Raw genomic sequence first — 14673 nt, forward strand, 5'->3', positions numbered from 1 at the left:
TTCATTCCTCCTCTTCTAAAGTAAAAACTTCTTCGATGGGAAGATTAAAATATTGAATGATTTTTAATGCTAGTTCTAAACTGGGATTGTATTTATTTTTTTCAATGGCTGTAAATGTCTGCCTTGTGACCTGTAAGTCTTCGGCCATTTTTATTTGCTTAATTCCTCTTTCTTTACGTATTTGTTGGATATTGTTTTTTACCGGCATTTCATCCCTACTTCCCGGAAATCAATAAGTAAATATATCTTTACATATATCGTAAGTGATAAAAGCTCTAATGTAAAGAAAACTTTACCTTTTTATATGATGAGCAAAATTTTTTGAATCTATTTTTCATTCGATTGATTATGTAATAAAGGTATGAGCTTTTAAGTTAAGTTCATACCTTCTAAAACCTATATTAGTCTTTCAATATTAAGCATCGTGGGTTCAGAGAGGTACTTCTTTTTTTCAAGTAGTACATCATGCCAACAATCTTCAAGCGATTTTAGAAGTGGCTTTTCCACTTTATTGTTCTTTTCTAAATCGTGTAATGGGTGGACTGTGTTTTCGGGATCCAAATGACCGCTAATCAATGGCTGATTGGGTAGTGCGAGAGTGTAGACAACGAGTACATCTTCACTGAAGTCATGATTGTTGGCGACACCGAATGACTGGAATCCGAACCCTTTATCGTGAATATACATGAGCGGCTCATCGACACGATCTACCTTCAGGTTCGTCTCGAGGGTCGCTTTTGCATTCAGATAGTTCTCGATTTCCTCGGGAAACACACGCTGTACGGCATGCACCCGTTCGTAGAGATTGAGGTCAGCGTCTTTCCACCCCATACGCCGCTCCAGCTGTTCGAGGTAATTGAGCGGGCTCTGTTCTTTCTCATGTTGCAAGGTGTGTGCCTTCTCCAAGTGTGATTCGATATGGTCGATAAAAGCCACCGATGTTTGATGGACCTCCTGCAACAATTTTTCCTTATCGAGTAGCTCTTTGTCCTTCGTCCAACCGGCCAAGTAAGACAGTGAGAAATCGTCCGTCGGAAACCCGAGCTGATGCGAGACGACGTAGGCGACCATCTCGGCTTGGAACTCCTTCTCGGGTGCCGTGAGTGGTTTGTTCCGCTCAAAGTTCCGCTCCTGGTTGTGTAGCTCTGCGTGGGCGAGCTCATGGATCAGGACGCTAATGTCCTCAATCGATTTGTTCCGCGGGTTCAAGGCGATCGCATGCAGTTCCGGATAGTAACAACCCTTCGCCGTCCCGATCTCGTCGATCGCTTCATCCAATAGCGTCACATTCCGGGCATCCGCGAGCGTCGTCAAGGCGTCACGGATGTCTTGTTCGTTCTCGAGCCCGCCGTCCCGGTGATACCGTTTGAAGATGTCCGAGACCTCGATTCCTTTCTCGCGTGCGTCGGTCTGCGTGTACTCGAACACATGACCGATTTTGAAGTACATCATCTTACGTGACGGGATGCGTCCTTGTGTCACGCCGTCTTTGATTGGCTTCGGTGCCTTGCTGAGCGGCACCCACTCATCTTTATTCAGGGCGTAAGTCACTGGACTTGGGACGAATACTTTGATGCCACGTTCACCTTTTTGAACCTGTGCGCCTTGCTTCTCCCAGAACAGATAAGAGCCGACCGCGACTGCTCCGGGGAATTGGGACTCGATCAAGATTGCGTTTCGCATCGAGTACTGATGAAACTTGCCGAGAAACTGGAGATGTTCCCGAATTTTCTCCGGACTCTCGAAGTAGCTGTCGATCTGTTTCCCCATTTGTTCCGTCAAGGCCTCGAGATCGGCTTTCCGTTCTTCGTTCGTCTTCATCTTGGCCATCGTGTCAGACTCCTTCCTTCAACAAGTCGGTGACAGATTCATCACTATCCGCAAATTCGTTCAGTTCATGTTCAAGTTGTGGCGACGTTTCCGGGATATCGAGTAACAGCCGTGTCCGTTCGAAATTGACGGGAAGCAAGACGATCTCGTCTTCTGCAATGGCGGTTAAAAGCTGATGCTCATCTATGGATATCGGAATTTCGTACCGCTTTCCATAGATGAGGACCGAGACAGTTTTCTGTTGAAGTGTCAACAGTTGTCCCATCGTAAAGGGACGGTCAAGTGGTCGCATAAGGTTCATCCTCTCTCAAAAGTTAGTGTGTCCTTCTTCTGTTTTTGGTGTTCGATGCGTTCCTGGACGACACGTTCCGCCGTCTCGAGGAACGTCGGTTTGAATTGGTCCGTCGTCATGATGTCCTCGATGCCCTCGGTCTGCATGAGCGCCTGTAAGAGCTCTGTCAGGATCTGTCCGTGCCGATCAGAGCGGTTCGCGGCGAGCCGAATTCGCTCAAGTTCCGTTGAAACCTGTTCATTCATCATCTCCTCTATATGACGGGATACCTGCGTGCTAATTGAGCGGATGAGGAACTGCATGTCCCATTTCTCGTCGGCCAGTTGTTTATGCTCGTCTGCGATATGGTCGATGACCTGACCGAGGTGACCGAAGCGTTTGTCGTCGGCGAACTCTTCCAAATAGGCGACCGTCTCCGGCTTCAATCGGAGGCGGATCTGTCTCAACTCTTCCATCGTCCTCCCTCACTTTCCATATTCGATGTCCCGTTCCAGCTGTTCGAAAGCACGTTGATTCTTCAGGTGTTCGAACTCGTCGTTCATATGCCGCTCGATCCGGTAGAGTGATTCCTTGAAGATTTTTTGTTGTTTGAACGCACGTCGGACCGGATGTTTGATAGGTTCACTCTTCTCATTCACGTGTTGCTCTTTCGCCAGTTCACGCATCTCGGAGAGGATGGCATTCCCCATCCTGGTGTAGAGGTCCTGTCGCTTCGTCGTCCGGTACCGCTCGGCCTTCTCCCTGTCGCCGTAGCTACGACGATGGAACGACACTTCCTGTTCAAGCTGTTCGTTGAAGGCTTGGAACTCTGATTTGAAGTGAATGTCGATATAGCGGTCGGTCAGACGGTCGAGCGACTCACGGAGCGGTTGCATCCCGTTCATGTTGTAGCGCCATTGACGTTTGTCTTCCGGCAATCGTTTATAGATGTCTTTGAATTGACGGACGAGTTCGGGATGCAGGACACGGTTCGGGAGCGTTGGAATCTTCCGGTTCCGTTTATGGGCGACCAGTTCGTCTCTTATGAACGCGTTCAGCTTCTCCTGTTCTTTCGTCCGGTCAGCGAGGGAATGGATGACCTTCGACTTCATCAGCTCGATTGATTTCGGTTTGCGTTTGCCGCGCTCGCGCATGTGGCTCGTCTCGACGATGGCGACATGAATGTGGATATTGTCGGTGTTGTAATGCACTGCACCGGTCCAGTAGGCGTGGACCATCTTTTCTTTTTGGAGCATCGAATCGACTGCGTTCCGTGTCGCCTGGATCAACCGTTTCTCGTCGATGAGGTCGTCGTGGAGCACACCGGTCTCGCGTAGCCAGGCGTTATTGAACGAGATAACGTCCTGCCAGAGGATACTCCCGTTCTCTTGCGCTTGCTTGAAGATGTTGCGGACGGCGCGGCGCTTTTCGTCGTTCAAGCGGTCGTCCTCACGTGTGAACAGACCGCTCGACTTCGTCTCGTCTTCCATATAGTCGTGATACGTCTCGAACTGTTCGCGGCTATCTTTCGCGTCCGGACGATTGATGTAGTCGAGGTACGTCGTGTACCGACGCGACTTCTTTTTCGTGCCCGGTACCTTGAACTTCGACTTGATGACGACCCCCGGCATCTCACGCATCCTGCATCACCTCGCTCAACAACCGGGTCACCTCGGCGAGCTCGTCCGCACTCCGTTTCAAGTGGAGCGTGTTCGCCTCGAGCTGTCGTTCGAGACGCTCGACCTGCGTCGATTGGATGCCGTTCGCGCACCAGGAGGCGAGCAGTTCTTTCAAATATTGTTGCCGGGAGCGGTCGTGTTCTTTCGCCCATTCATCGATCTGCTTCACGATGACGGGGTCGATGTCGCGGAGTAACAGATCCATCTGCCTGACCACCTTTCTAGAGGCTACTTATTGCCAACGTTCGAAATAACCGTTCAAAGAGCATAAGGAGAAACTGCTATCACTTGTCGTGATAGCCCAGGCAGAGCCTGGGGTTTCCGTGATATCACCAAAAGTCCGAAAATGGCACGAAATGTGCCAGTAAAACCAGCGATTTGGCACGAAATGTGCCACTTAAATCGACAGTTCCCGGAGCCGGACGCGCAGTTTGTCGTGCTTTTCTTCGAGCGCTTGGACCGACTGTTCGAGTTTCTCAAGCTCCAGATTGAGCTCCTCACGCTTTCGGCCAAGGTCGAAAATTTCGTTCTCCTGTTCGACCTGTTCGTCGAGCGAGAGGTAGGGAAGTTCGCATTCGAGTTCCTCTTTGTCACGGTCGAGCCGTTTGATTTTTTGCCGCTGCGCTTCGACCGATTGTTGCGCCGTCTTCAACTGTTTCTCGGTCCCCGCGAGCGCGTCCTCGACGAATAGTCGCGCGAAAGTTGTCTCGTCAGATGAACTGTGGTTCGCCTGTTCGATGGTCCGGCGGTCGGCATAGAGGGACGTCAAAAGACTGTTCTCACGTTCCTCGGATGTGAGTGTGTCGATTGATTGTGACTCGTCTACCCCATAGATTCGGACGGCGAGCTGGTCGAAGTCTCTCGGCACGTCCTTCAATTCGAGCACGTATTGGTCGTTACGTTCGTACAGCACCATGACTTCCTTCTCGGAATCCGGACGTGCCTTATAGACATAGCGGAAGAGATGATCGTTCGTGTTACCTGGTGCTTCATCGAGCGAGAGTCGGATGCGTATTGTCTTGGCCTCCGTATCGTAACTGGACGCGTGGAGCGTCACGGTCTCCCCGTTCGAGAGACGGATTGCCTCGTTGATCGGCGTCTCATTGACCGGTGCCTCCTCGGCGAAGAAGAACGACGAGGTACCGAAAAAGAGGAAGCCGACGACAAAGAATACGCCGAGTACGAGGTAGAACCGGGAGACGTTCTGGGTGAGACGCCGTCGTGTTTGTCGTCGCATCTAGATTCCTCCTTCAGGTGTCAGGTCTTCCATTTCAGTGACGACCAAACGTCCTTCGATGGACTCGAACGTCAGGGCCAACAGTTCTCGCGTCGTCTCTTCATAACCCGTCTCGGTGATCAACAGGTGCTGTTCGAACTGGACGAGGCAATCTTCTCCGGAGACAGAAGGGAACACCTCGATGTCGCGGACGGTCGTCTCGAACGTGCCGACGTCACTGCCGTAAGCGGCGAAGAGCGTGGCCGCGAGTTCCTCCGACATGACGTCCTTCGCCTGTCGTTTCTGGGTCGTGTAACTGTCCTTCGTGATGGTGAAGGCGTACTCGACGAAGCGCGTCGCGCGTGTCGTCAGCTCCTCCATTCGTTCCGTCTCTGTCGATGTGACGACTTGTTCAGTGTCCGCCGACGACTCTTCGGAGGTTGCCGATTCAAGGGAAGTGACGCTCTCATTTTTCGTCTCACTAGGGTCTGAAGTCCTCGTCACAGCCGTCGCTTGTTGATAGAAAAAGGCGTTCGCCGCGAGTGAAATAAGAAGCAGTACCCCGAACAGATACGCGAGGTGACGTGCGGTGAAGTTCATTCTTCCTCCTCCTTTCCATACATCCATGACTCAAAATCCGAAGACCGGGGCGGGGTCGATATGACCGGACCATTCGCTCGTCTTGATCTCGAAATGCAGATGGTTCCCGCTCGATCGGCCTGTCGTGCCGCAGTACCCGAGCGCCTGCCCAGCGTTGATCTGTTGCCCGGTCTGGACGCCGAGACGACTCAGGTGCGCGTACGACGTGATGTAGTTGTCGTGTCGGACTTGGACGAGATTGCCATACGGTCCGCGGTTCCCGCTATAGATGACGGTGCCGCTCTTGACCGCGTGGATCGTGTCGGACGGGGTGCAACTGAAGTCGATACCGGTGTGGTTGTCCCGTTGTCCGAAGACGACGCGCCACCCGAAACGCGATGTCACGTTGAGTGGGATGGCGAGCGGGGAATGTAACCCCGACAACAGTTCTTTCGTGATGACCCCATCGGCGACGGCGACCGGCGCGAGGTATTTCAACACCGCATCGACATACTCGATGTCCCCGTAACAGGCACCGTGCTGGACCGCGCTCGGGCGATGACAACGATAGATGCCGGTGTGTTTCACGCGTTGGAACATCATCTGCGAGAACGAGATGACGAGTTCTTTCGAGTACCGTCCTCCGTTCTCCTGGACATAGTCAATAAAGCCGCCTCCGAAGTTGTAACTCTGTAGCGTGAGCTGCACGTCACGGTTCGCCCGTTCGAAGACGGAGGCGAAATGTTCGACTCCGTAGACGATGCTCTCCTCGGGGGAGGTGATGCACCCGATCCGTCCACACTTCGATTCGCTCGCCTGCATCGGGTCGTTCCCGCGCCCGCCGCTCTCCTGCATCATGAGCGCGAGTACGAGGTTCGTCTGTTCGGCCAGTCCGTGCTTCGACAGTTCCGATTCGACCAAGCCCCGATATTGGAGCACCTGGTCGCTCACTTGGAGACCACGGGCCGTATCGAACGTGACATCGGTCGGTTGTTCGTTCTGGACACCTGTGAGCGTGTCGAGGATTCCGATAACGAGGATGACCAGGAACAACACGAGTATCGAAATCCCGAGCAGGATGAGTCGCCACTTGAGCGTCGCGAGCTGCCATTTCGCTGTGACGGCGAAGCGGGCCGTCCGTTTCGCGGCCGCCCACATCAGGCACCCCCACCGAACAAAGCGAGTTCCTCGGGCGCGACGTCGACGTCAAAGATGAGGTTCTGCACGCCCGAGATACTGAGGACGACACGCCCCGTCTCGAGCGAGGGGATGATGCGCATCTCGGAATTTGAGAGTTGGCCATCAAACACCGTCTGGATGATCGGGATGCTCTCTGCGTCCTGTTCGCCGATGATCTTGTACTGCGTCAACTGGAAGAGCGATTTGACGTTCTCCGCGTTCTCGGACTTCGATCCGGCCGGCACGAAGTCGGTGATCAGATGCGACACGAAGAAGATGCCGCCGAAATACTTGCGCGCCTCGCGCATGCAACGTTGTAGATACAGGATGGCGGGTTGTGCGATGTCGCGCGTGTTGATCAAATGGTGCGCCTCATCGATGACGATGAGGTACTTGCATGCCTCCTCGGTCCGGAGCACGCCCTGGTTATAGGCCTTCAGTTGATCCGATCCGTTGGCGATCATCCCGTCCCACAGCATGTTCATGAGCGAGAACACCTGCGCCTGGAACACCTCGTCGCGGAGGCTTGTGAGGTTTCGGAGCGGGAACGAGACGATGAGCTCCTCGTCGAACCGGTCGATGGAGGAGTGGCCGTCGAAGATGTTGCCATAGTTATGAACGAGGTTCGTGACGGCGAGCTCGATGTTCTCGAGACGTCGGACCCGGTTCGGGCTGATTGCTTCTTTGATCGACGTGCGCGTGTCGTCCGTGTAAAGCTCACGACGAACAAGCATCAAGAAGTCGGAGAACGTCGGGTACCGGTTCGCCGGATGCGTCGTGATCGGCAGTTCGCCCTGTTCGTCCCAGAGCCCGTGCCGGACGTACAGATCCCGAAGCAGGATCTCGAACTCGTTCGTCTCTTCCTGCGTTGCCGCCGGGTTGATGTAGTGATAGAACACGGCCATCTTCGAGAGATGTTGCATGAACGAGAGTGCCTCGTTGGCGCTCCCGTCATTGTTCGTCACGGTCTTATAGACATGGAGCGGGTTGATGAGCCCGGCCGACCCGTCGAGCGCGATCTCTTTCCCGCCGAGCTGAAGCACGAGATCGGAGAATTCGCCCGTGACGTCGAGGATGCGGATCTTGTTGCCCTTGATCGCCTGGTCGAGCACGGTCTTCTTGAGAAGTGTCGATTTGCCAGAGCCCATTTTGCCGATCATGAGCGCGTTATAGAACTTGCGTTGTTTGTCCTTATGGAACAGGTCGAAGATGACGCTACCGTTCGTGTCGGTCATCCCGTAATACGTCCCGGTCGCGTCCTGGAGCGACGTGAAGTGGAACGGATAGCCGCCAGCGATGGAGAGGGAAGGGATCTCTTTCCCACGTCGCCGGTTCGGCAGTCTCTGTTGTTGGTCATAGCTCGTGAACAGGCTCTGCCACTCCCATTCCTGTTCGTTCAGGAAGATCGTCGAGCGGAAGTTCCGGGCCTCGAGCTCCTCCATCACTTCCTGCACCTTCACCTCGAGCGCGTCGAGCGTCTTCGCCTTCACATAGAGGCGAAGGTGCAGATATTTCATCGTCTCGCCCTGGGTGATCTGTTCGTAGAGCTCGTTCAGTTCCTTATACGTCTCCCGGGCGTCGATGCGGTCGATGTTGTCCTTTGCGTTCTCGAAGCGTGTGTTCTGTTCGGCCATCGACTTGTTGATGGTCTGGATGATCTCGCGCTTGTCGGCCGTCCCGATGTCGAGCGTCGTCAAAACGCCCGGCATGTTCAGAATCGGTTCGAGCCAGTAGTCGTAGACGAGCGACTGATATTTATAGACGTGGAGGCACGACAAATAGCCGTCGCCGAGCCGGATGAAGTTGGCCTCAAACCGGATGCCGCCCTGCGGCTGGATCTTGGCGATGACGTCGGGATTGTAGCCTTTTTCAATCTTGACGGTCTCTGGGTCCTGTTGTTTGGATAACTTGTCACGCAGGCGTTGCCACATATACGTCAATCCTTTCTTCAGGCGTCGAGTTGCGGTTTCGTGTTCGGGTTGTTCAATTGATAGAGCACATGCACCTTCTGGTCGAGCGTCAGCTCGCGCATCGGGTTCGAGCGGCGGAGCAGTTTATAGAGGTGTGTCTTCCGTTCCCGTAGCGTCCGCTCGTCATCGGCATAAAAAAAGAGGAGATAATCGCGATTGGTGCGATGCTCCTCGAGGTATTCAAGCTCCTGCTTCTTCTTTAGTAAGAAGGGCAGGTAGGCCGGTGTCTGATTTTGTCGAATCTGTCGCTCGATGCTGATCTTCTGCCGTTCGAGACCGAGCGGTGTGTTCAGTGGCACGACCTTGAGCGGATGCTTGTACGCCTGCAGAAGATAGGCAAGTGAGAACACGTCATGGTCTTTTTCCTCCTCATTCAAGGAGTAGATGTCCTTTGAGGTGAGTTGGACCATGTCGAGATAGGTCCCATCCCGCATCTCGAAAGCCTCGGTACCGGTGATGTCGACGATCGGCATCAGTTCGGCGACCGTCGGTTTGACGACGACCTTGTCTTTGACCTTCCGTTTCTCGACCACGTCCTGTTCGTCGAGCCAGGTGCCTGTGCGTCTCGGTTCCCTTAGCGTGTCTTCAATGAAAGCCATCTCAATCACGTCCTTTCGTCTGCGCATCGAGCGCGATATAGGTGTCTTTCCGTTTTATGAGCGTGTAATAGAGCGCGTGGACCATCCGCTTCTGCGGGTTCGTCGCCGGCCGGAGTACCATGAACAGCCCGAAGACGACGAGGAAGACCGTGAACGGGATGTGCAGCATCGACGGGATGAACGGGAGCGTCACGAGCCGGAGCACGATGAGCCCGACGAGGAACAGGAAGTCATGCAGATAGAGCATCTTGTTGATCTTGAGCTCGGTCGTGACCTCGTTCGGGATTCGGTAGTTGCGCATAGGTCATCACTCCTTCTTCTTGATGTTGTCAGGTTTAGGCGGCGAGGTCGGATAAATCCGTCGCGTTTCTTCATGATTCTGGCTATGACGGTGCGTATGATTCTCACGCACCTGTTCAATGACCTCGGTCTCGACGTCGAGCACGGTGTCTTGATGGATGGTCCGTCGGGCGCGTCCTTGATGTTTCGCTGTTGCCGCATCACTCGAATCCATCGTTGATGATGAAGACGAGGATGAGTCATTTGAATGTGGTGCCTCATAAGGTGTCGGTGACGTCACGTCGTTTCGGGCTACCGATTCGTTGTGACGGTGGTCTGGTCCAGACACGGCATCAATGGACCCGGTAACCGGTTCGATAGTCGACGAAGCAGGGACTGGAGAATGACCAGAACTTGAATGGTCGCGAATCGATTCCGGTCTTGGCGTCTCTGATGACCTGGTTTGATGGTCGGGTCCACGTTCGGTATTCGATTCCGGGTTCGTCGCATGAATCGATTCGGGAGACGTGCGACCTGCCGCTTCCTTCACGTGTGTAGAGCCTTGCGATTCCGGTTCTGATTCTTGACCACTGATTGGTTGCGCAACGTCCTTCGGAATTGTCGGATTCTCTTGATCGGCCTGCGTGCGACTGGCGGTTTGATTCGCCTGGGCGAACTCATTCGCATCAATCTGTCGCTCATTGTCCATCCTTTGTGGAGTTTGGCTCGCCGCATTAAGCGGTGAACCATTCTGAGGAACGGAGTTTGAATCCATCCGAGTCGTCGCGGCCTCATGGAGCGATGGCATCTTCGGTGCGCCTTGTGTGGCACGTGCGACCTTTGAGACCGCGTGGGCACTTACCGAGGTCACGCCTTTCCCGGCGGCATAGGCACCGAGGGCGACACCCCAGCCCCGTTTAAGCCCGGCATCGATCCCAAACAGCCGCTCGACCATGTTTGGCCCATCGATCAATGCGACCGAGAAGGCGATGAGGGCGATCAGGTAGGCGAACCCGTCCAACGTCTCTGCGAGATAGGGGGTCCCGATCGTGTACAATTTGATGGAGACGAAGATCAGAATGATCACGAGGAACGTGTTCAAAATGCTTTGGATGACCTTTTTCGTCTTTTGACCACTGTGCAGATCGGCCGGTGCGACGAGGATTGCCAAGACATAGTTGAAGGCAAGCTCGAACGAGAGACGAGCCAGTTTGTAGGCGATCGAGAACAGCGTGAAGCCCATGATTCCGAGTGTCACGAAGATGGTCAACCAGTTCGGCTGATAGCGGTAGTAATACTGGTTGTTCCATTCGACGCCACTTTGATCGAGTTTACCGAGACTTGTCTCTTTTCCGTTCCATAGAATATAGGACTCGGCCAATTTGTTTCCGGTTGCCGATAAGTCATAGTTGTTCTTGTCGAAAATTTCATTAATTCGGATATTATCAATCAACTCAGTCGGAATGGCATTTAATGATTCGCCTGTATTAGCATCAAAATTCTTCGAATCGTGCTCAATCAAATCATGTACATTCCGCTTTAAGATACTCTCAGATAATGAGGCTTCTCCGTCGTAAAGCGAGTCTGTTCCGATTTCTGCGATTGCCTCATCAGAGAACTCCTGAATTCGGCTCATAGTTGGTGAAAGTAAACCTAAGATCAATAGTGTGATGAACAGGTTGATCAAAAAACTCTCACGTTCAAATTTCTTTTGGAAAATCAACAAGTACCCAGTGAACAAGAAACTTCCTGCTAAAAGAACATACAAAAAAGGTTGAATCGTAAGAACGAATTCAACCACTTGTTCATTATTGAAGAATGTATTGGTTAATAGGATTTGATTCGTGATTGATTCAAGGCCGTCAATCAAGACTGATAGTCCTCTGACAAGAATCCATCCCATTGAGCGCAGTGCGTCATTGACCATACTACTTATTTGGAGTACATCTTCGTATTCCTGTAATTTGGTGATTAAATCGGAATCAGCCATTGAAAGACCCCCAATCTACTGAGTCCTAGTAAAGAAGTCTGCTAACTGTTGTTCGTAATTATCCGCCGTCAACATTCCAACATTGATTTCATCTGTGACGTTTCCATCTTGAATCGAGTATAGAACGGCACCTTTTAGTTCGTCAGTGTATTCAAAGTTACCACGATCGACAAGTTCCTCGCCATCTGGCTGAAACGTATTATAGAGCGTGACTTGTTGACTCTCTTCGTTCGCTACCTCTTTTACGAATTCAACGAACTCTTCGAATTCACCATCTTCTTCTTTTACAATCAGCAAATAATCATCCTCTTCGGCTGTCATGACCTTCTCAACGTGTTCAATATCACGTTGAACCAAAGACTCATTGGAATTTGAGCAAGCTCCAAGTAAAAACAAGCTGATTCCTAAAGTACCCGCAAGTAGTTTCCTCATAACGTTTACCCCTCCGTCAGACGATTTTCCCCTTCAATAGATCCGCGACTTTTAAGTTGACGCGGAAGTCGAACTTATCTATTAGTGTAACAGTTTTCGGGGTGTCTGAGGTGTCGTCCTGATAGACGGTCAGAAAGCCATCGGTCGTTTGGATATTGAGCACGTCGCCCCGTTCGAGGCGGACGCGTTGCGTCTCGATGATCCTCGCGACGACACGCAATTCGTTCTGGATTCGCTTCTCTCTCGCACTCTCGGCCATGGGTTCGGCCTCCTCTCTACGGTGTACCTTGCTTCAGTTTCTCGAGTCGCTTTGCAATCATCGTGCTCAAAAAGCTCTTCTGGCTGTCGGTGACGTCGTAAACTTCTAGGTTCAGATTCGTCTCGAACTCGGGGAGGGACATCCCGCCGATGTCATGTCCTTCGAACATCGAGCGGAGGATGCTGTCCTGCAGCACATCTCGTACCGTCAAGGACTTATCTTCCTGATTCGATGGAATATTGATATCCGTTTCGTCTTCTTGCTTCGCGAAACGGATACGGATTTGTTCGAAGTCGAGACCGGCGTGACGGCATGGGATGTCGATGTCATGCAGGGAGCGGTTCGTGTCGAAGTCGTCCGCCAGGTATTCGTAACGATATTTCATCGCCGTCTTGCCGCTCAGGAAGATTGGATACGACTGGATACGTCGTTTCTTCGTGTCCTGACGCTTGATGACACGGATGATGAGCATCTCGCCCTCTTTAAGTCCCATGACCTCGGTCGCTGTCATGAGCCGGCGGCCGTCCACATTCTCCGTCTTCGATTTTTTGAGCGAGAACGTCTGACCGGACCGCGATTTCGTGACGATGGTCGCCTCACCGAGCTTCTTCGAGATTAGTTCGGCGGTCGACTCGTCCGCGGTCAACAGATAGTGTGTGTTCCCGCAGTTGCCGTCGATCGTCTTCCAATCCTCACCGTATAGGTTCTCGAGCTGAGAGTAGGCCTGGATCACGAGGTTGAAGCGCATGTTGCGCCCGAGACAGACCGTGATGATGTTCGCCATACCCTCGATTGGTGGCATGTTGCCGAACTCATCGAGTAAGAAGACGACTTGGCGCTCGCATTTGCCTTGTTTCGTCTGCGAGGCGACCCGGGCGAGCGCCGTGTATACCTGTTTGATGTAGAGCGACGCGATGACGTTGAATGTCGGGTCATAGTCTGGGACGATGAGGAACACCGCCACAGGACGGAGCTGGTGCATCACCTCACGAATCTGTATCATCTCATCTATTGCGTAACGGAAACGTCCACTCTCCTCGTCATGCGCTTCTAGCTGGATCGTCGCAGTGCTTGAGTCGGTCGAGATTTGAACGGCGTCTCCGGTTCTAAGTGACGACGCGTGGTACACGATGAAGCTGCCATCGTCGTCTGTCGTGAGCGCATGGGTCGTCCCATCGGGAAACGTGAACGTGAGTCGTGTCAAAGGTTCAGTCCGTCCACTGATCCAGCGGTTGAATCCGATGCGTCGCATGTCGAGCGAGTTCATCGACGTCAGCTTCCCGGTCCCGTTCAACGTGAAGATCCCGAGTTTCGCATTCGTATTGGCTAAGATACTCGCCCGTGTCTGGCCACCGGAGAAGTGGAGCGTCGCGAACTGGAGTCGGGCGGGATGGTTCTCCGGGAATCGCTGAAAGAACTCGTCGAGCGCGGAGATTTCCTGTCCTTGTCGCGTGACCACCGTCCGGGAACCGAGGTCCGAGAGCATGAGCGCGACGTTGTACATGTTGATCTTCTCCGGTGTGTCCTTCGCCTCCTCACAGAGTCCGAGGATGAGCGCCGTACACAGGTCGATCGACGAGTTGGCCCAGAACGGGTCCCGCGCCTTCGGGTCATGGTACAACATGAAGGCGACCGATCGTGCATACTGTTGGGCGAGCGAATAGTTCTCCTCGAGGAATGCGTCAATCGTCAGTTGCAACAGGTTGTACGACATCGATTGGAGCGGGTTCATCAGGTTCAACACCTCGACCTGATAGCCGCGTTGCTCGAGCGTCTCCTTCGAAGCGGCGAAAAGTTCGCCTTTCGGGTCGTTGATGATCAGGCTGGCCTGGTCACTTGCCCGGCTGTATAGGTCGATTGTCGAGAAAACGAACGTCTCGCCCTTCCCGGAACGGGTCGTCCCGATGACAAGGTTGTTGACGGGCGAATCATCGATGAACAGCTCGTTCTTGACCCGTCCGACGGGGACACCACCCAATCCGTCATAGCGCTTCTTCCGGTCCGGGACACGACGGTACTGTTGCTTCAATTCATCGAATGAGGTGAAGCGGGCGCTCCCTTTCTGATTCTTCCGAAGATCCCGGAAGTTCAGCCATACCTTGCCGAACACGACCAATCCGATGAACAGACTGAACACCACCAGTCCGATCAAGACGGTCGAAGAGGGGAGACTCACCTCCAAGAACAAGGAGGGTGAGAGCGCCGGAATCGTCGCTCCGGCCAACAGCCCATCTTGTACGATTGGGGTCATGATTTGTCGAATAATGTTGTAGACCCCGTTCAGCAGATAAAAAATCCCGGCCGGCACCACCAACAGGCAGAACAGGGCGGGGAAGATCAGACGTATCGGGAATCGTGGTGATAGAGACTGAGTTCTCAATTATTTCACC

Annotated in this window: 16 protein-coding genes; all 16 read right to left on the reverse strand. The window is 53.0% G+C overall.

What is annotated here, in order from left to right; translation table 11 throughout:
* Position 1: 1 nt before the first annotated feature.
* The 16 genes from KNO95_RS13385 to KNO95_RS13460 all read right to left on the reverse strand — a co-directional run bounded on the left by KNO95_RS13385 (position 2) and on the right by KNO95_RS13460 (position 14663).
* On the reverse strand, positions 2-208 hold the full coding sequence (locus KNO95_RS13385; RefSeq protein WP_214879329.1) for a helix-turn-helix transcriptional regulator: 207 nt from the start codon (positions 206-208) through the stop codon (positions 2-4).
* Positions 209-396: 188 nt separating this feature from the next.
* Positions 397-1830, reverse strand: coding sequence for an ArdC-like ssDNA-binding domain-containing protein (locus tag KNO95_RS13390; RefSeq protein WP_214879331.1), 1434 nt, complete (start codon positions 1828-1830; stop codon positions 397-399).
* A 4-nt stretch (positions 1831-1834) separates the two neighbouring features.
* Positions 1835-2122, reverse strand: coding sequence for a hypothetical protein (locus KNO95_RS13395; RefSeq protein ID WP_214879333.1), 288 nt, complete (start codon positions 2120-2122; stop codon positions 1835-1837).
* A gap of 5 nt (positions 2123-2127) precedes the next feature.
* The gene (locus tag KNO95_RS13400) at positions 2128-2577 is read right to left on the reverse strand and encodes a hypothetical protein (protein WP_214879335.1); all 450 of its coding nucleotides are present in this window, start codon (positions 2575-2577) and stop codon (positions 2128-2130) included.
* 9 nt (positions 2578-2586) lie between these two features.
* Positions 2587-3741 (reverse strand): MobP2 family relaxase, encoded by a 1155-nt coding sequence (mobP2, locus tag KNO95_RS13405; RefSeq protein WP_214879336.1) that lies wholly within the window; start codon positions 3739-3741, stop codon positions 2587-2589.
* Entirely contained in the window at positions 3734-3985 is a 252-nt protein-coding gene (locus KNO95_RS13410) for a hypothetical protein (RefSeq protein ID WP_214879337.1), read from the reverse strand. Before KNO95_RS13410 ends, mobP2 begins: the two co-directional genes overlap by 8 nt.
* Positions 3986-4177: 192 nt before the next feature.
* On the reverse strand, positions 4178-5017 hold the full coding sequence (locus tag KNO95_RS13415; protein WP_214879338.1) for a hypothetical protein: 840 nt from the start codon (positions 5015-5017) through the stop codon (positions 4178-4180).
* On the reverse strand, positions 5018-5596 hold the full coding sequence (locus tag KNO95_RS13420; protein ID WP_214879339.1) for a hypothetical protein: 579 nt from the start codon (positions 5594-5596) through the stop codon (positions 5018-5020).
* Between the two features lie 30 nt (positions 5597-5626).
* The gene (locus KNO95_RS13425; RefSeq protein ID WP_214879340.1) at positions 5627-6733 is read right to left on the reverse strand and encodes a lysozyme family protein; all 1107 of its coding nucleotides are present in this window, start codon (positions 6731-6733) and stop codon (positions 5627-5629) included.
* On the reverse strand, positions 6733-8685 hold the full coding sequence (locus KNO95_RS13430; protein ID WP_214879341.1) for a VirB4 family type IV secretion system protein: 1953 nt from the start codon (positions 8683-8685) through the stop codon (positions 6733-6735). The genes KNO95_RS13425 and KNO95_RS13430 overlap by 1 nt, the downstream gene beginning before the upstream one ends.
* A 17-nt stretch (positions 8686-8702) precedes the next feature.
* Positions 8703-9323 (reverse strand): hypothetical protein, encoded by a 621-nt coding sequence (locus KNO95_RS13435; RefSeq protein WP_214879343.1) that lies wholly within the window; start codon positions 9321-9323, stop codon positions 8703-8705.
* 1 nt (position 9324) lies between these two features.
* Complete coding sequence (locus KNO95_RS13440) at positions 9325-9624, reverse strand: DUF5592 family protein (RefSeq protein ID WP_115336761.1); 300 nt, start codon at positions 9622-9624, stop codon at positions 9325-9327.
* A gap of 6 nt (positions 9625-9630) precedes the next feature.
* A complete protein-coding gene (locus KNO95_RS13445; protein ID WP_214879344.1) occupies positions 9631-11592 on the reverse strand; it encodes a pLS20_p028 family conjugation system transmembrane protein in 1962 nt (653 codons plus the stop codon).
* Positions 11593-11607: 15 nt separating this feature from the next.
* A complete protein-coding gene (locus KNO95_RS13450; RefSeq protein ID WP_138858520.1) occupies positions 11608-12024 on the reverse strand; it encodes a hypothetical protein in 417 nt (138 codons plus the stop codon).
* 16 nt (positions 12025-12040) lie between these two features.
* Positions 12041-12283: a hypothetical protein gene (locus tag KNO95_RS13455; RefSeq protein ID WP_012390470.1), complete on the reverse strand. Its 243-nt coding sequence runs from the start codon at positions 12281-12283 to the stop codon at positions 12041-12043.
* Positions 12284-12299: 16 nt separating this feature from the next.
* Entirely contained in the window at positions 12300-14663 is a 2364-nt protein-coding gene (locus KNO95_RS13460; protein WP_214879347.1) for a VirD4-like conjugal transfer protein, CD1115 family, read from the reverse strand.
* Between the last annotated feature and the right edge of the window lie 10 nt (positions 14664-14673).

Source organism: Exiguobacterium sp. ERU653, assembly GCF_018617775.1.
Classification (GTDB): Bacteria; Bacillota; Bacilli; order Exiguobacteriales; family Exiguobacteriaceae; genus Exiguobacterium; species Exiguobacterium marinum.